Origin of the sequence: Nocardia sp. BMG111209, assembly GCF_000381925.1 — a bacterium.
Taxonomy (GTDB): Bacteria; Actinomycetota; Actinomycetes; order Mycobacteriales; family Mycobacteriaceae; genus Nocardia.
On sequence record NZ_KB907309.1, the window covers coordinates 1,356,619 to 1,373,855 of the forward strand.

12 protein-coding genes, 1 tRNA gene and 1 pseudogene are annotated in these 17,237 nt (G+C 68.6%); 9 read left to right on the forward strand and 5 right to left on the reverse strand.

The annotated features are described in order from the left end of the window. The first annotated feature begins 94 nt into the window (after positions 1-94). From G361_RS0137360 to G361_RS0137370, 3 genes are read left to right on the forward strand one after another with little or no spacing between them, the layout of a single operon-like run. Positions 95-1,759, forward strand: a complete 1,665-nt coding sequence (locus tag G361_RS0137360; protein WP_369798036.1) for a replication initiator — start codon at positions 95-97, stop codon at positions 1,757-1,759. 8 nt (positions 1,760-1,767) lie between these two features. Continuing rightward, a complete protein-coding gene (locus G361_RS0137365; protein ID WP_019932266.1) occupies positions 1,768-1,974 on the forward strand; it encodes an excisionase family DNA-binding protein in 207 nt (68 codons plus the stop codon). Further along, entirely contained in the window at positions 1,974-3,101 is a 1,128-nt protein-coding gene (locus tag G361_RS0137370; protein WP_019932267.1) for a tyrosine-type recombinase/integrase, read from the forward strand. The genes G361_RS0137365 and G361_RS0137370 overlap by 1 nt, the downstream gene beginning before the upstream one ends. A gap of 119 nt (positions 3,102-3,220) precedes the next feature. On the opposite strand, the gene G361_RS0137375 is transcribed toward G361_RS0137370, so the two are convergent. Beyond that, a tRNA-Gly gene (locus G361_RS0137375) sits at positions 3,221-3,291 on the reverse strand. Positions 3,292-3,424: 133 nt separating this feature from the next. Between G361_RS0137375 and dcd the strand changes: the two genes are divergently transcribed. The 3 genes from dcd to G361_RS46090 all read left to right on the forward strand — a co-directional run bounded on the left by dcd (position 3,425) and on the right by G361_RS46090 (position 6,904). Next, on the forward strand, positions 3,425-4,000 hold the full coding sequence (gene dcd, locus G361_RS0137380) for a dCTP deaminase (RefSeq protein ID WP_026343980.1): 576 nt from the start codon (positions 3,425-3,427) through the stop codon (positions 3,998-4,000). Between the two features lie 79 nt (positions 4,001-4,079). Continuing rightward, positions 4,080-5,402, forward strand: coding sequence for a UDP-glucose/GDP-mannose dehydrogenase family protein (locus G361_RS0137385; protein ID WP_019932269.1), 1,323 nt, complete (start codon positions 4,080-4,082; stop codon positions 5,400-5,402). A 113-nt stretch (positions 5,403-5,515) separates the two neighbouring features. Next, positions 5,516-6,904, forward strand: coding sequence for an Hsp70 family protein (locus tag G361_RS46090; RefSeq protein ID WP_063711928.1), 1,389 nt, complete (start codon positions 5,516-5,518; stop codon positions 6,902-6,904). A gap of 1,133 nt (positions 6,905-8,037) precedes the next feature. Here the strand turns inward: G361_RS46090 and G361_RS46095 are convergent. The 3 genes and pseudogenes from G361_RS46095 to G361_RS0137405 all read right to left on the reverse strand — a co-directional run. Then, positions 8,038-9,297, reverse strand: a pseudogene (locus tag G361_RS46095) (YibE/F family protein); the annotation flags it as partial. A gap of 399 nt (positions 9,298-9,696) precedes the next feature. Then, positions 9,697-10,956 (reverse strand): pyridoxal phosphate-dependent aminotransferase, encoded by a 1,260-nt coding sequence (locus G361_RS0137400; protein ID WP_304412521.1) that lies wholly within the window; start codon positions 10,954-10,956, stop codon positions 9,697-9,699. A gap of 57 nt (positions 10,957-11,013) precedes the next feature. Beyond that, positions 11,014-12,351 carry a DNA-binding transcriptional regulator gene (locus G361_RS0137405; RefSeq protein ID WP_026343981.1) on the reverse strand — a complete coding sequence of 446 codons (1,338 nt, stop codon included), beginning with the start codon at positions 12,349-12,351 and terminating at the stop codon, positions 11,014-11,016. 257 nt (positions 12,352-12,608) lie between these two features. Here G361_RS0137405 and G361_RS0137410 point away from each other — a divergent pair, with 257 nt between their 5' ends. From G361_RS0137410 to G361_RS0137420, 3 genes are all read left to right on the forward strand, one after another. Next, positions 12,609-13,058 carry a hypothetical protein gene (locus G361_RS0137410; RefSeq protein ID WP_019932274.1) on the forward strand — a complete coding sequence of 150 codons (450 nt, stop codon included), beginning with the start codon at positions 12,609-12,611 and terminating at the stop codon, positions 13,056-13,058. A gap of 106 nt (positions 13,059-13,164) precedes the next feature. Continuing rightward, positions 13,165-15,813 (forward strand): LuxR family transcriptional regulator, encoded by a 2,649-nt coding sequence (locus G361_RS46100; protein WP_196814724.1) that lies wholly within the window; start codon positions 13,165-13,167, stop codon positions 15,811-15,813. A gap of 374 nt (positions 15,814-16,187) precedes the next feature. After that, positions 16,188-16,412, forward strand: coding sequence for a hypothetical protein (locus tag G361_RS0137420; RefSeq protein WP_019932276.1), 225 nt, complete (start codon positions 16,188-16,190; stop codon positions 16,410-16,412). Positions 16,413-16,764: 352 nt separating this feature from the next. Here G361_RS0137420 and G361_RS0137430 read toward each other — a convergent pair whose 3' ends face one another. Next, complete coding sequence (locus G361_RS0137430) at positions 16,765-17,124, reverse strand: hypothetical protein (protein ID WP_019932278.1); 360 nt, start codon at positions 17,122-17,124, stop codon at positions 16,765-16,767. Between the last annotated feature and the right edge of the window lie 113 nt (positions 17,125-17,237).

A 17,237-nucleotide genomic window follows, 5' to 3' on the forward strand; every position in this document is an offset into this window, starting at 1 on the left:
GGCCGTTTCGGCCGGCTCGGTAGACCAGGGACCGAAGCGGGAGACTGCGGCGGATCGGCGGGCGCGTCCGTCCCTGCACGAGGTCGCGGAAGCGGTGGCGGACAAGTTCGGGGTGTGCCGGCACCCTATCCCGATGCGGGCGTTCAACCCCGGTACCGGTGAGTTCAAATACGTTGCCGCGGCGTGCAAGTCGACCCGCGAGTCGGATTGCCCGACGTGCGCGAAACGGGCGAAGGCGTTGCGGGTGACCCAGTGTCACGAGGGCTGGCACATGCCGGACGAACCGGATGACTCCCACCGGCCCCCGACCGAGCATCAGCAAGCTCTGGTGACCGCTCGCGCGGATCTGCTCGCCGGCTACAAGGCAGCGCGGGCAGCTGATGATGATCAGACCGCGGAGGGGTTCCGGGAGGTCATCGCGGATCTGGATCGGGAGCTGCGGGAGTCGGGGTTGCGCGGCCGGATCCAGGGCATCGACGCGGTGTCGAAGCCTCGCTCGGTGAAGTCGACCCGGCACCGGCAGGACATCCCGAACTTGCCGCGCAAGAAGGTCTCCAAGCAGACCACCGGCCGGAAGTTCGCCGGCAAGTACCAGCCGTCGACGTTCCTGACCGTGACCCTGCCGTCGTACGGGCCTTGCCACTCCACCGGCGCGACCGACAAGCAGGGAAAGCCGTGCGGTGACGGTTCACCGGTGGATCCGGACAGCTACGACTATCGGCGGGCGGCCCGTGATGCGATCTTCTTCCCCCAGCTGTTCGACCGCACGATCCAGAATTGGCGGCGCGCGGCGGGGCGGGATGTGCAGTACTTCGCGACCGTGGAACCGCAACGCCGTGGTGCCCCCCACGCGCATATCGCGGTCCGGGGGACCGATCCGCACGAGCTGATCACTCAGATTCTGGCCGCGTCGTATCAGTCGGTGTGGTGGCCGCACTTCGATCACGAGGTCTACACCGATCGGATACCGGTCTGGGACTACCAGGCGAAAGCGTTCACCGATCCGGACACCGGCTACATCCTGCCGTCCTTCGATGACGCGCGCGCGGTGATGGACCAGGTGGACGATGTGGATCCCGCGCACGTGATCCGGTGGGGTGTCCAGTCGAAAACCGTCGACATCGACAGCGACGGAACAGATCTCGATGCGGAGGGCGAGCGTGGTCCGGTGCGGCCGAACAAGGCCAAGGGCATCCTCGGCGGTACGAAGGACGCGAACCGGCTCGTCGGCTACCTGACGAAGTACCTCACCAAATCCATCGGCCAGGTCCTCGACGCACCGAACGAACGGACCCGCCGGCACTACGAACGATTGCACGAGGAATTCCAGCGGACCCCGTGCTCTCCGTCGTGCGCGGTGTGGCTGCGATACGGCATCTCACCGCGGAACGCGAAACCGAAGACCCAACCCGGTTGCTGCAAGGGCAAGGCGCACCGGCGCGACACCCTCGGGTTGCGTGGACGCCGGGTGCTGGTATCGCGGCGGTGGAGCAACAAGACCCTGCCCGATCACAAGGCGGACCGGATGGAATTCGTTCGGCAAGTCCTCGCCGCGGTCGGGAAGGCCAAGCAGGAGCAGTCCGACGCCTGGATCGTCCGCCTGACCGACCCGTCCGACCCGGACATCCCGACCCAGGAACAACTGATCTTCGACGCGATCGCGGACCGGTCGCTGTGGCACAACAACTACAGCGAAGCCCTCGCGATACTGGAACAACAAGGCACACAACAGGTTTCGGATCGTCCGGACAAGGTGTAGGAGGAATCGTGGATATCGAACCGGGGTATGTGGGCGTGGAAGGTGCTGCCGTGTACCTGGGTACCGGGGTGCGGTTCATCCGCCGGCTGGTCGCCGAACGGCGGGTGGTGTTCTACAAGGTCGGCGGGCATGTGCGGTTCAAGCTCGCGGACCTGGACGCCTACGCACAGGCCGGTCGGATGGAGATCGCGCCGTGCTATCGGAGGGTCGGCTGATGGGCAAACGCGGCTTCGGCAACGCTCGCCAACTGCCCTCGGGGCGCTGGCAGGCTCGCTACCGTGGCCCGGACGGCCAGATGCGACCGGCACCACGGACATTCGCCACCAAGCGGGCCGCCGAACAGTGGCTGTCGACCACCGAAGTGCAGATCCTGCACGGTGACTGGATCGACCCGGAGCGCAGCCGCGTACTCGTGCGTGACTACGTCGCTACGTGGATCGACCAGCGTCCGGGCCTGCGGCCGAAGACACAGGAGTTGTATCGGTGGCTGCTCGGCAAGCACATCGCGTCGACCTCGCTCGGCGGTGTCCAGGTCGGCCGGCTGACCACGCCGATGATTCGGCAATGGCGTGCCGACCGGATCGCTGTGGGGGTCTCCGAACTCGTCCTCGCGAAGGCGTATCGGCTGCTCCGTGCGGCTATGTCGACGGCGGTGGACGAGGACAAGCTGATCTCGCGCAACCCGTGCAAGGTCCGTGGCGCCGACAAGGAGAACAGTCCGGAGCGGCCGGTGCTCACCGTGGCCCAGGTCTTCGCGCTCGCTGCCGCGGTGCCGGACCGGTATCGGGTGCTGATCCTGTTGACCGCGTTCGATTCTCTGCGCTGGGGTGAGGTGTCCGCGCTGACCCGCGCCGACTTCTCCGAGGGTGCGGAGACGGTGCGAATCGCGAAGGCGTTCGTGGAGCTGCCCGGCAAGGGTCTGGTGGTGTCGTCCCCGAAGTCCCGCGCCGGCATCCGCACCCTGACCGTGCCGGAAGCCCTTCGCGCTGATGTGCTCGCTCACCTGGAGACGTACGTCGGGACCGATCCGGCGGCGTACGTGTTCACCGGCCAGCGTGGAAATCCCTTGCGGCGCTCCAACTTCGCCCAGCTGTGCGGGTGGTCGAAGGTCACGGCGCGAATCGGGCTGACCGGGACGCACTTCCACGACCTGCGCCACGCCGGCAACCTGTGGGCCTCGAAGTCTGGAATGTCGACCAAGGATCTCATGGCGCGGATGGGCCACGACGATATGCGCGCGGCCCTGATCTACCAGCGGGCCACCGACGACGCGGAACGCCGGATCGCCGATGACCTCTCGGAGATGGCGCGGCGGTACCGGGAAGGCGACCGGCGGCAGTGAATGGCACGTGTGTGGCACGGTGGTTGGACCCGAGCGGTTTCGGTCGGATTCGCGGAGTTACCGACCGGCCTCATGAAGGCATGGCGTACCTGCGCGGAAATAGCATTCGAAAGTCGAAGAGCCGGTGACGGGAATCGAACCCGCACTCTCAGCTTGGGAAGCTGATGTTCTACCACTAAACTACACCGGCGATCGGTACCCGATCGGTACGAGACGCGTCGGCGACTCTACCAGACCGGAGGCGGCCCGAGGCAAGTCCGCCGGGGTGGTCCCGAGGACCACCCGGGGTAACCTGCGAATTCCCGGGCACTACGCTCGTCGGCGTGCTGCTTTCGGATCGTGACATTCGTGCCGAGCTGGCCAGTGGACGGCTCGGAGTGGAGCCGTTCGATACGTTGCTGGTCCAGCCGTCGAGTATCGATGTGCGTTTGGACGGGTTGTTCCGGGTGTTCAACAACACCCGGTACACCCATATCGATCCGGCGCAGCGGCAGGACGAGCTGACCACTCTGGTGGAGCCCGCACCGGAGGAGCCGTTCGTGTTGCATCCCGGTGAGTTCGTACTCGGGTCGACGCTCGAGGTGTGCACGCTGCCGGACGATCTCGCCGGGCGGCTGGAGGGTAAGTCGAGTCTGGGGCGGCTGGGACTGCTCACCCATTCGACGGCCGGATTCATCGATCCGGGATTCAGCGGGCACATCACGCTGGAGCTGTCCAATGTGGCGAATCTGCCGATCACGTTGTGGCCGGGGATGAAGATCGGGCAGCTGTGCCTGTTCCGGTTGACCAGCCCGGCCGAGAATCCCTACGGCAGTGCGGCAGCGGGGTCGAAGTATCAGGGGCAGCGGGGGCCGACGCCGTCGCGGGCCTATCTGAATTTCCCGGTTTCCCGGCCCTGACCCGGTTGTACATCTGCTGTTGCCCGCTGCCTCGCCTCGATGACGCAGTGCGGCCATCGCGGCTGGATATCACTCGAATATGCGTCTCACGGTGTTCGGGACCGGGTATCTGGGAGCCACCCATGCCGCATGCATGGCTGAGCTGGGCCACGAGGTGATCGGCGTCGATGTCGACCCGGGGAAGGTGGCCAAGCTCGCCGACGGGGTGGTGCCGTTCTACGAGCCCGGGCTGGAGGCGGTGCTGCGCCGCAACCTCGATGCCGGTCGGCTGCGGTTCACCACCTCGTATCCGGAGGCGGCCGCGCATGCGGACGTGCACTTCCTCGGCGTGGGTACCCCGCAGAAGAAGGGTGAGTACGCCGCCGACCTCAAATACGTGCACTCGATGGTGGATACGCTGGTGCCGCTGATGGAGCGGCCCGGCGTCATCATCGGCAAATCCACGGTGCCGGTCGGTACCGCCGCCGAACTCGGCGCGCGGGCCCGCGCCGTCGCCTCGGTCGACGTCGAGGTGGCGTGGAATCCGGAATTCCTCCGGGAGGGTTTCGCGGTCCAGGACACCCTGCGCCCGGATCGGCTGGTGCTGGGCACCGATCGCGCCCGCGCCGGTTCGGCCCGGGTCGAGGAGCTGGTGCGCGAGATCTACGCGGAACTGCTGGCGGCCGAGGTGCCGTTCCTCACCACCGATCTGGCCACCGCGGAATTGGTGAAGGTCTCCGCCAATGCCTTTCTGGCGACGAAGATCTCGTTCATCAACGCGGTTTCGGAGGTGTGCGAGGCGACCGGCGCCGACGTCACCGTGCTGGCCGACGCGCTCGGTCACGATGCGCGCATCGGCCGCCGATTCCTCAATGCCGGACTGGGTTTCGGCGGCGGCTGCCTGCCGAAGGACATCCGCGCGTTCATGGCCCGCGCCGGTGAACTCGGCGCCGATCACGCGCTGGCCTTCCTGCGCGAGGTGGACAACATCAACATGCGCCGCCGGACCAAGGTGGTCGACATGGCCGCGAAGGCTTGCGGCGGAACGCTGCTCGGCGCGAACGTGGCCGTACTCGGCGCGGCGTTCAAGCCGGAATCCGACGATGTGCGCGATTCCCCGGCGCTGAACGTGGCGGGCATGATCCAGCTGCACGGCGCCGTGGTCACCGTCTACGACCCGAAGGCCCTGGAGAATTCGCGGCAGGTCTTCCCGACCCTGAACTACGCCACCTCGGTCGTGGAGGCCTGCGACCGCGCCGATGTGGTCCTGGTCCTCACCGAATGGAACGAATTCACCGCGTTGTTGCCGGAGCAGCTGAATCCGGTGGTGCGGCGGCGCACGGTGATCGACGGCCGCAACTGCCTGGACCGGGCCCGCTGGCGCGCGGCCGGCTGGACCTACGCGGGACTCGGCACGCCGTAGTGTCCGGCCGACAAGGTACAGTTGCCCACACCGCAGTGTGATGCGACGTCGGCCATCTGCAGGGGGTCACCGCCGCGCGCACGTCGTGGAGCGTGAAACGAGATGGGCGGCACATGAGTTCGGTACTGGGAGTTTCGGTGGGGGCCGGCGCCGTTCGTGTGGCGCGGCCGCACGCCGGTAACACCGCCGAATGGTTCACCGCGGATCGGTTCGACGTGCAGAATCATCCGGTCGAGGGCGTGCGTCCCGAGGATCTCGCCGCGGAGATCATCAGCGGAATCCACCTCGACACACCGGATCTCGAAGCCACCGCGGTCGGTTACCGGGACGACCAGCACGGCCGGGCATTACGGGCCGCCCTGGCCCGGCGGCAGCTGGTCAACTACGAACTCGTGCCGGAAGTCCTGGCGGCCGTGGAGTTCCTGCTCGCCACCGGTGAGCTGCAGGGTTATTCCACCATCGCCCTCTACGATCTCGGCAGCTCCGGACTGACCGTCAGCGTGGTCGATCTGGCCACCCGCCATGTGCACTACAGCGAGCGCACCAGCGATATCGGCGGCGACTATCTGGACACGCTGATCCGGGAGCAGCAGATCGCCTCCGGCCGCATCGCGCACCCCGCCGACCCCGACGGCCTCACCGCCCTCGACGCGCTGTGCCGGCGGGCGAAGGAGCAGCTGAGCGGGAACACCGCGGTGGCGCTGCCGTCGGAATACGGCCTGGTGCTGATCTCCCAGGAGAATTTCGAGGCGCTGATCCAGCTGGCCGTCGAATCCTCCGCGCGGCTGACCCGTGAGGTGATCACGCGGTCCGAGCAGGCGGTGCAGGCGGTGGTCGCGATCGGCGGCTGCGCGCGGATCCCGTTGGTGTCGCGGACGGTCGGCCGGTGGACCGGTATGCCGGTCGTGGTGCCGGCCCAGCCGGAGACGGTGGTGGCGCGGGGCGCGTCGCTGCTGGCCCGGCCGTCGGTGCTCGCCGCGCCGACCCGCCCGGTGCCCATGGTGGCCACCGCGCCCAAAGCCGCCAAATCCCCGGTCGCGAAGTCGAAGTCGGGTGAGACGGGCGAGCCGGACACGGGGACGGGCCGCCGGGAACCGGCCGCGAGCCGCCGCCGGGAACTGAGCGTGGCGGGTGTTGCCGTCGGTGCGCTGGTGGTGATCGCCGCGCTCGGCTCGGCGCTGGGCTGGGGTCCGCAAGTGCTGCAAGGCGATTCGCAGCACAGCAATGCGCAACCGAGTTCCGCCACGCCCACGACCCTGCCGCCGCCGCCCATCCCCTCGGGGACCCGGTCGCCGGACGACCCGACCAATGCCTCGATCGCGGCGCCCCCGCCGCAGTATTCGCCCACCACGACCGAGCCCCCCTCGGTCACGCCGGGCCCGAACACCATCGTCGTGGTGCCCGGCCTGCCGCCGATCGTGGTGCCGACCCTCCCGCCGGTGGTCCTGCCGCAGTTGCTGCCGAACGGTCAACCGCAGAATCAGCAGCACCGCCAGCGCTGATTTCCGGTCCGGCCCACGGGCCCGGCCGATCCTCAGTATTCGTCCGAGGACGAATGCCGGCCGCGCCGCCCGCCGGGCGCCTCCGGACCGGTCTGCCATTCCCCGGAGTTCGGGCTGTAATTCGTTGTGCCGGAACGGGTACCGGGATACGGCTGGGCGAATTCGCCGGTGTGCGGATCGAAGTTGCCCAGGCGCGGCGGCGTCGCGGCCCGGAACTCGCCCGAATCATGGGGATTCGGCCCGTGCCCGGACCGGCCGGCGGCATCCCAGGCCGAGAATCCGCCGGCACCCGCCCCCGCGTCGTGGTCCGAGTCCCAGGCCGAGAAGCCTTCCGGTGCACCGGTTTCCGGCTGCGCACGACCGGCGCCGGACCCCTGCGCCGGAAAACGGTGCCCGGCGCTGTCGGAGTACGGATCCGATTCGCCCCACCCGTATCCGGTGCGGTTCGACGCCGATCGGCCGGCGGGATTCGGTGGTACGGCGGCGAATTCGCCGGATCCGTACGGAGCGTTCGGCTGTGCGGGCCGCGGCGTCGCGGCCGGCTGCGCAGCCGATCGGTACGGGTCGGCCGGGCGGCCGGTGGCCGGTTCGCCGGGCCGGGGCGGCTCGGCCGGACGGCCGCCGGACCGGACCGGGAACTCGCCGGACCGGTACGGATCGGCGGTGCGCGCCGGATACTCGCCGGATCGATAGGGGTCGGCGGGTGGCTTGCGGACCGCCGGTTGTTCGCCGGACCGGGCCGGATATTCCCCCGACCGGTAGGGATCGGCGGCCGGTCGGCGCACGGCGGGTTGTTCACCGGATCGGTAGGGGTCGGCCGGCGCTCTGCGGCCCGCGGCCGGGTCCTCCGGCCGGTACGGATCACCCGCCGCGCGGGGAGCCCGGCCGGGTGGGGTGGCCGCGCGGCGACCGGCGTCGGCGGGCCGGGCCGCATCGTCGTCCGGCCGCCGCCCGCGGCCGGAACCGGATCGGTCGTGCAGGTCGGCGTAGTAGCGGTCGAGATCGTCGTCCTCGTGCTCGTGCTGCTCGGCCCCGTGCTCGCCGGTGATCGGCTCCCGGTCGCGTCGGCGGGCGGGCTGTTCGGGGCGCCGGGTGCGGGTGCGGGGCGGCTCGTCCTCACCGTCGGGGCGCGGCCGCCGGGCCGCACCGCGCCGGGCCGGAACAGGTTCGGCCGCACCGAAGGGCCGGGCCAGCAGGACCGCGATGGCCGTGGTCAACGGCACCGACAGCGCCAGGCAGATACCACCCACGGCGGATCGGGCGATCTCGATCGCGACCGCGTCGCCGGTGAGCACATCGGTGATCGAGCGGCCGGCCACCGAGAACAGCAGCAGCAGCGGCAGCGCCCCGCCCGCGTACGCCAGCACCAGGGTGTACACCGTGCTGGCGATGTGGTCGCGGCCCACCCGCATGGCGGCCGCGAAGACCTCCCGCCGCGAGGCGGCCTTGTCGAGGGTGGCCAGCTCGAACGCCGCCGACGCCTGGGTGATCGTGACGTCGTTGAGCACGCCGAGCGAGCCGATGATGAAGCCGGCCAGCAGCAGTCCGGTGATGCTGACGTGCTGCAGATACGTTGCGACGTTGGTGTTCTGCTCCTCGGACAGCCCCGTCACATGGGTGAGCTTCAGCGTCACCCAGGACAGCACGGCCGCCAGCACCATCGCGCTGAGCGTGCCCAGCAGGGCCGAACTGGTGCGCAGATTCACCCCGTGCGCGAGATACAGCACCACGTAGAGGATCACCGCCCCGGCGATCAGCGCGACCGGCAGCGCGGGCTTCCCGTCCAGCAGCGCGGGTAGCAGGAACACCACGAGCACCCCGAACGCCAGTCCGAGGCCCAGTACGGCCCGCAGCCCGCGCCACCGCGCGACCACGACGATCACCACCACGAAGCAGATCAGGATCAGCGTCAGCGGTATGCCGCGGGAATAGTCGTCGAACGAGTAGACGGGTACGCCGCTCGGATCGTTCTGCCGCACCAGCCGGATGTGGTCACCGGCGTGCAGGTCGGGTTGTCCTGGGCCCGGGGCGATTTCGAGCAGCGTCTTCTTGCCCTGATGCGGCCCGGAGTCGATCGAGACGGTGCTGCGCTGGCAGTTGTAGGAGTTGGGCCGCGGCGCGGCGGGGGTGTCGTCGAAGACCTTGCCGTTGGACAGGCTGCCGCACGCTCCGATGTCCTGCATCACCACGGTGCCGGATTCGGTCTGCATCGCCCCGCCGACGCCGTTCTGCATCGGCAGCGGGATGTCGACGTGCTGGTGGCTGGGCCACATCCAGACCGCGCCGATCAGCACGAGCACGCCGATGCCCGTGAGCAGCCCGATCACCACCCGCTTGGCGGTCGTTCCGATCTCGAGCGGACCGGAGTGATGGTGGTGATGGTGGTCGCTCACCGAGTCCCTGCCTGTCGTCGTGTGCCTGACCGAAGCGAGCCTAAATGATTCACCTTGGCAACTTCTCGAGAGTGGAGCACGCCATTGTGGGACGATCATCGGCCCGACCGGCCCGCATCCCGGTGGCAACCACTGTGGCGGGACAGCCGGATACCCGATACGGGTACCGCGGAAAGTGGGAGGGGCGGCGGAGAGCAGGGGGATGTCTCCGCCGCCCGGGGGATCCGGCGGCCCAGGGGGGTAGGCGCTGCCGAATCCAGGGCCGAGCGGCCCAGGGGGGGTAGGCGGCTCGGCCGGGCACTCGAAGTGCCGAGGCCTACTGTACACAAAACGTCGCGGTTTGCACCAGCCAGTCGTCAAAAACCGAAAGTTTCCGAACTCAGGGTTGGTTTTGTGGCCCTATTGCCGGTACCCGGCCAGGAAGTTACCGAACCTCTCGATCGCCACGGCGAGATCCCGCGCCCACGGCAGCGTCACGATCCGCAGATGATCGTGATGCGGCCAGTTGAAGCCGGTACCCTGCACCATCAGGATCTTCTCCTGCAACAACAGGTCCAGGACCAGCTTGCCGTCGTCGTGGATCTCGTGCACCTCCGGATCCAGCCGCGGGAAGGCGTACAGCGCCCCCTTCGGCTTCACACACGAGACACCGGGGATCGTATTGAGTCGCTCCCACGCCACGTCGCGTTGTTCCAGCAACCGTCCGCCGGGCAGGATCAGATCCTCGATACTCTGATATCCGCCCAGCGCCACCTGAATCGCGTGCTGCGCGGGCACATTCGGGCAGAGCCGGGACGAGGCGAGCAGATCGATCCCCTCCAGGAATCCGGCGGCGTGCTCGCGCGGGCCGGTGATCACCACCCAGCCGGAGCGGTAACCCGCCACCCGGTACGTCTTGGACAGGCCGTTGAAGGTCAGACACAGGAGGTCGGGCGCCAATGTCGCCAGCGAGATGTGCTTGGCGTCGTCGTAGAGGATCTTGTCGTAGATCTCGTCGGCGAGCAGCAGCAGTTGATGTTTGCGGGCGAGGTCGACCAGCTGCTGCAGCACCTCCGTCGAATACACCGCGCCCGTGGGGTTGTTCGGATTGATCACCAGCAGCGCCTTGGTGCGGTCGGTGATCTTCGATTCCAGATCGGCGATGTCGGGCTGCCAGCCGTTGGACTCGTCGCAGCGGTAGTGCACGGGTGTACCGCCGGCCAGACTGGTCATCGCGGTCCACAGCGGATAGTCCGGCGCGGGGATCAGCACCTCGTCACCGGAGTCCAGCAGCGCCTGCATGGTGATGGTGATCAGTTCGGAGACACCGTTGCCCAGGTAGACGTCGTTCACGTCGAATTCCGGGAAACCCGCCACCAACTGGTAGCGGGTCACGATCGCCCGCCGCGCCGACAGGATGCCCTTGGATTCGGAATAACCCTGCGCGTAGGGCAGCGCGGCGATGATGTCCCGCATGATCACATCCGGCGCGTCGAAGCCGAACGGTGCGGGATTGCCGATGTTGAGTTTCAGGATGCGATGGCCCTCGGCCTCCAGTCGTGCCGCGTGTGCGTGCACCGGCCCCCGGATCTCGTAGACGACGTTCTGGAGCTTGGTCGACTGCTCCAGGATGCGCGGGGGCCGATGATGTGACTGGCTGGTAGGACTCACCCGATCAATGGTGCCACTGTCCGGCAAGGCGTTTTTCCACAGCGTCGGAATGTTATGAACGATGATTCAGGATGTGGGGCTACCCGGCAGCATCCCCCGCGCCGCCGTGGTACCGCAGAATTCCTCGAGCCGTTCGTCCAGTCGGCGGGCCTCGCCCGCGTCCCGGAACCGCGGGCTCGCGATGTGCCGCCGCAGCCCGGTCATCCGCTCCTCCAACTGGGCGATGCGCTTGTCCTCGTCGAGTTGCAGTACCGGTTGCAGGGATTCGGTCGCGCCGTCGAGGCTTCCGTTGATCAGATGGGCGGCCGCGCTGTCGACCCGGGCCAGCGCCTCCGCGCCGTAGGACCGTTGCTGTTGCGGCCCGGCCGCGTACAACTCGATGGCCCGCTGGGTGGCGGCCAGCGCCGGCTCGGCCTGCCCGAGGTGGATGTAGGTGGCCCCGGCGTAGTACTGACTCTTCGGCTCGTTGAAGCCGAAGACGCCGCCGATCTCGTCGTGCAGGGTGTCGGTTCCGGTGCCGCCGCGCGCGGTGTCGGCCGCCCGGATGCAGCGTTCGGCATCGATCGTGCTGCCCAGTTTCGACCAGACGCGGGCCTCGATGTTGTGCAATCGCACCTGCGCGGTGGCCGACTGTGCGTACTGCTGCCCGCCCTGGGCCAGCAGCACCGCGCGCCGCGGCCGCTCGGACCAGTACTCGATGAGCGCCTGCATGCCACGGGTCCAGGCGCGAAGTCCGTTGTGCCCGCACAGTTCCGCGTACGCCCAGGCCGCGCGGGCCTGTTCGCCGGCGGCGTCGTGATAGCCGAGATCGGTACTGGCATTGGCGAGCAGGCCGGACAGAATTCCGGCTATCAGATACAGATGACTTGTGTCCGAAGGCTTTTGGCGACCCTCCAGCAATCGATACACCCGTCGCCGGACCCGCAACATCTCCACCATCATCGGCGCGGGCGGTACATGAACATAGTCGTTGGCGATGCGGAGTACGTCGCTGTCGAGTTGTTCCAGGACGGTCGGCCCTAAATTGGAGGCCTCGGCCCGGCCCGCGTGCTCGCTTGCTTCGTGGGCAGCCGCCATGATCAGATCCCTCTCCGAAATTACCGCCAACGCATCGGCTCTCATCGCACCCGCGTCCACGAGGTCCAAAAGTTCCGCGTCGGAGGAATAGTGGGCGCGCACCGAATCCGGTTGCTGCGCATCGTTTTCTGGCTCGACATGATCGATCGAGGCCTCGTCGATCAACGCCGCGAACCGTGCCCGCACGACTTCGTCGGACCTGGCCAGGGAGGTGTCCAGCGCAGCCTGATTCACCGGGCGCGGATGCACCCGGGCTCCGCCGGCCTCCCATTTCGAAACCAGCCGTTCGTGAACTCCGAGATGAGCAGCGAACTCCCGAATACTCATCCGCTTGGCATCGCGGAGAGCCCGGGCCTCCCTGCCTGACCACTGCCGTACCACGACGTCATTCCTTCCCGAACGAACCGGTGCTGTCCAGGGTACGAGTGGTCGGTGATCTCGGCCACAGTCGAATTGGAGCCGGGAGGGGGCAATTCGCCCAATTCCCGGTGAGGGGCAGCGAAAGGGCAGTGGTGAGCGGGTGACCGGGCGTTCCGGTTTCGGCCCTCCCGCGCGACCCTGATTAGGAATCGAGGAGAGCGCCCGTGAACGTCGAGAAACTCCACACAGTCGCGGAATGGGTGACGTTCTACCGGCAGGAGATGACATTGCCGGTCGCGGAACGCGGCGGTTTCGTCATGTTGCCCATGACGGCTCGGCTCGGCGTGGTCCATCTGCCCGTCGTGCGGGCGGAGCGGGTGCGGGATTCACTGACCCGGCAGGGCATCGCCGGGCCCGTGCTGGCCCGCCAGATCCGCTGGAGTTTCCTCGTGACACCGGACGGCCGGCCGGGTGCCCAGGTGCTGGAGGTACTGAACCGGCTCGATATCGGAATTCCGGTGGCGGGCAGCGCGGTCATGCTGCCCACCGGCCTGGGGCGCTGGACCCGGGAAGGCTGCCACTGGGTGGTACCGCCGGGGCCCGGCGCCGAACTCCCACCCCTGTCCATGGTCATCACGACCGCGCTGGCGGTGGGATCCGGCGGCGAGGACTGACCGCAGACCGGTCCTCGCCGTAGGGAGGCCGGGTCCGCCCCTTTCCGGCAGTCGACGGGGCGGACCCGGGCTTCGTCGGGTGATCCGGCCGGAGCTACGTTGGGTCGTGCGCACGATCGAGGGGATCTGTGGCCGGGAACGGGAGCGGGCCGCGGTGGACGACACCCTCGCCGCACTCCGGGAGGGCCGCGGTTCGGCACTGCTGTGGTGGGGCGATCCGGGTACGGGTAAGACCGCGATGCTGCGGTACGCGGCCGAAAGTGCCCCGGATTGCCGGATTCTGGCGTGTTCCGGGGTGGCGGCCGAATCGCCGCTGACCTTCGCGGCCTTACATCAACTGCTGTGGCCGGTCGCCGACCGGATCGCGGATCTGCCCGGTCCGCAGGCCGCGGCGCTGCGGGTCGCCCTGGGCCTCGGCGCGGGTGTGGCCGGTGAATTCCATGTCGCCACCGCGGTGGTCACGCTGTTGTCACGGCTGGCGGCGACCGCTCCGGTGCTGCTGTCGATCGACGATCTGCAATGGCTCGACGAGGCCACGGCTCGGACCCTGCGGTTCGTGCTCCGCCGCACCACCGCGGTGCCGATCGGGCTGCTGGCCGCCTGCGACGGCGATCCGGCCGGGACACAATGGAATTCGCTGCCCGCGCGATGGCTCGGCCCGCTCGCGGAACCCGACGCTCGGGCACTGCTGCGGCAGCGGCACGGCACATTGAGTGCCTTCCGCAGCGGCCGGGTCCTCGCCGTCAGCGGCGGCAATCCGCTGGCCCTGTGCGAATTACCGGTCACCGCACCGGAATACGAGGGTACGGCGAGCCGGCCGGCGCCGGTGGGGTCGCGGGTGCGGCAGGTGTTCGCGCAGCGGCTGGCCGCCCTGTCCGGTCCGCTGCGCACGCTGCTCGTCGTGGTCGCCGCGGAGGATCTCGGCGATCTCGCGATCGTGAGCCGGGTGGCGACGGAATCCGGTGTGGGCGAATTGATCTGGTCACAGGCCGGCGCGGCCGGACTGGTCCGGATCGGGGACGGCCGGATCGTGGTCGGGAATCCGCTGCTCTGCGCCCTGGCCTACGAGGTCGCCGCGGCAGAGCAGCGGGGGTGGGTGCACCGCGCGCTGGCGGAGGCGCTGGTGGCGGCCGGCGAGCCGGATCTGGCGCTGTGGCACCGGGCGGCGGCCACCGCCGGACCGGACGACGAACTCGCTCGCGCCCTGGCGAATTCGGCCCGGCGGCGCGCCGAGCGATCCGGCCGGCTGACCGGCGCGATGGTGCTGCGCCGCGCCGCCGAGATGTGCACCGACGCGGACCGCGCCGGCCGCTGGCTGGCCTGGGCGGCGCGCGCGGCCTGGGAGGCCGGCGATGTGGAATCCGCTCGCGCCCTGCTGGATCGGGCCGGTGGCGCGCTGCCGGCCGATCGGATGGCCGCGAGCACCGCGGGTCTGGCGGGACTGCTGGAGATGGCCACCGGATCGCCCGCCCGCGCCGGCGAGATGCTCGCCCGCGACGCCGCACTGGTGCGCGAACCGATGGCCGGGGATCTGCGGCGGGTGGCCGAGCGCGCCGAATGGGCGGCGGGCCGGTCCGAGCCCGAGCCCGATATCGCACCGCTGCTCGACCGGCTCGACGAGGTCACCGCTGCCTCGCCACCCGGGGTCGCGGCCCGGCTGCTGCCGCCGGCGGCGTTGGTGCTGGCCTGGGGCCTGGCCGGGCGAGCGCTCGGACCGTATACGGAAGTCGCGGCGCGACTGCGGGATTCGGGCGATATCGCGGGCCTGGCCTATCTCCTGCCGCAGCTGGTGGCCGTGCAGATCGCCACCGATCAGTGGGCGGAGGCCGGGGTCACCCTGCGCGAGGCGACCCGGCTGGCCGAGGCCGGCGATTGGGAGAACACGCAGGCCGCCTGCCACAATCTGGCCGCGAAACTGGCGTCGTTCCGCGGTGATTCGGCGGCGGTCGAATTCCATGTCGAACAGGCGCTGGCGCTCGCCCGGCCGCGGCGGATGCGGGTGCTGATCGCCGGTGCGTACTGGCATCGGGGCGTGCACGAGTTGAGTATCGGCAATCCGGAGGCGGCCTACGAATTGCTGCGCACGCTGAGCCTGCCGGAACACGAGTCCGCGCATCCGACGATCGCTCGGCTGGCCGCCGCCGATATCGTCGAATCGGCCTGGCGTTCCGGGAATTTCGAGGCGGCGACGACCCACAGCGAATTGTTGCGGGCCTGGGCGTTGCGTTCCCGGGCGCCGTGGGCCGTCGCATCGACATATCGGGTATTGGCCTTGCAATCCGAGGGTTTCGTAGCGGAGCGTTATTTCCGGCGTGCGCTGGAGGTACGCGGGATGCCTCGGAACACGTTCCATCGAGCACGCACCGGACTGCTGTACGGTGAATGGCTGCGCCGCGCGCGCCGCCGTGCCGATGCGGCCGAACAGTTGCGTCTGGCGTACGAGGGTTTCCAGCGCATCGAGGCCGGCCTGTGGATGAAACGCGCGGCCCGGGAATTGGAGCTGACCGACGCGCCGTCGGGTGGCCGCCGGGGCAGCGACACCCTGTTGACCGGCCAGGAGTTGCGGATCGCGGAGCTGGCGGTGGCCGGGCTGACCAACCGGGCGATCGCCGGTGAGCTGGCCATCAGCCCCCGCACGGTCGGTCACCATCTCTCCCAGGTGTTCGCGAAATTGGGTGTGCGCGACCGGAAAAGTCTGATGTTTGTCGACCTCGGCTCGGGGTTATCCACAGCGCGGAGCGAATCCACAGGTTAGCCGGGCAGCCCGCGCCCGCGCGTGGTCCGGAGATCGCTTGTGAATAGGCGAAATTTCAAATACCCGGCACGATTCGTGGATCGGTATGTGTATAGGTATGCGTATACCGCGCACCCGCGCGCACCGGATAGCTGTGAAGTCGCTGTTTTTCACATTCACGCTGAATTGCGCCGCAACCATTCCCGGATCTATCCACATGGTTAATAGTCGGCAAATTGGAGCCGATCGGTCTGATATCGCGTTTCCGATACGACCGGCGGAAACGCACCGGGCCTGTGGTAGAAATTCGCCGGTCGGTGTGATCACCGACTACCCGGTCGGCGGCCGTACGGTCGGCGACCGGTCGAGGGAAACGGATTCGAGGGGAAATTTCGATGAAGAAGATGCGTATCGTGGGTACGGCGGCGGTTGCCGCAGGTCTGCTGCTCGGTGGTGCCGGTGTGGCCGCGGCCGACAACGGCGCGGCGCAGCCGGTGGACGACAGCAGCACCCCCACGACTACGTCGACCGGCTCCGCCACTCTGACCCAGGGCCTGGTGAACATCCTGGCGAGCGGTAGCGCTGCTTCCTCGAAGGGCACCACCGGAACCGACAAGTAGAAATCGCGGCCCATCGCCGGACCGGTTCCACATCCGATCCGGCGACCGGGGGGTCGTCGAACGGTGAACGGCGTCGTCGCAGATCCACCGTTCACCGGAGAAACGCCCCGGCCTCACCGAGGCCGGGGCGTTTTCGTACTCGAATCCGGTGAACCCTGCTGCGGGCGATTGTCGCGAAGACCGGTGCCCGGCTGCGGCCGGCACACCAGAATGTCGCCCGACGGCGTGACGAAGATGCCCCCGGCTGCGGGATCGCAGGGCATCCCCGGCTCGACCTGGGCGCCGGCCGATGCGGCCGACCCGATCGAGACCACGGCCGAGATGCTCGCCGTCAGCGCGACGAGCGCCAACCTCACTGCTCGGCCGGCTGCCAGGTCGAGCGGCCGTCACCGTCGATGTCCACGCAGGTCATCACCTGGTCCCGGGCCCGGTCGAGCGCGAGCGTCAGGTCCTCACCGACGACGCATCGGGTGCCCTGGGAGACGGTCGGCAGATTCATAATGTGGGTCTCGGCCCACACGGTGCCGACATTGGGGAATTCCGAACAGTTCATCCAGACACCGTCCGGATTGGTGAACGGACGATCGGTCGCCGGATTGCACGGTTGCCCCATCGCGGGGTCCGCGTGCGCGGTCTGGATGATTCCGCCGGCGATCAGGCAGGCTGCCGCGGTCGCCGCGACGGCGCCGAGTCCGATGTTCAGCCGGGCCATGGGAGGTGCTCCTTCCGGGCGGGTGAAGAGTCGAAGCCGGGAAAGAACCGAGCGTATCCAGCCAACCGGCCGATTTCGGCGACAGCCGGATCACGATGCCATAAGCCCCCTCC

Excerpts from the sequence above, each read along its gene's own strand:
- G361_RS46090 (WP_063711928.1), top strand. The coding sequence starts at position 5,516 with ATGAGTTCGGTACTGGGAGTTTCGGTGGGGGCCGGCGCCGTTCGTGTG.
- G361_RS0137385 (WP_019932269.1), top strand. The coding sequence starts at position 4,080 with ATGCGTCTCACGGTGTTCGGGACCGGGTATCTGGGAGCCACCCATGCC.
- G361_RS0137420 (WP_019932276.1), top strand. The coding sequence starts at position 16,188 with ATGAAGAAGATGCGTATCGTGGGTACGGCGGCGGTTGCCGCAGGTCTG.
- G361_RS0137405 (WP_026343981.1), bottom strand. The coding sequence starts at position 12,351 with ATGAGTATTCGGGAGTTCGCTGCTCATCTCGGAGTTCACGAACGGCTG.
- G361_RS0137430 (WP_019932278.1), bottom strand. The coding sequence starts at position 17,124 with ATGGCCCGGCTGAACATCGGACTCGGCGCCGTCGCGGCGACCGCGGCA.
- G361_RS0137370 (WP_019932267.1), top strand. The coding sequence starts at position 1,974 with ATGGGCAAACGCGGCTTCGGCAACGCTCGCCAACTGCCCTCGGGGCGC.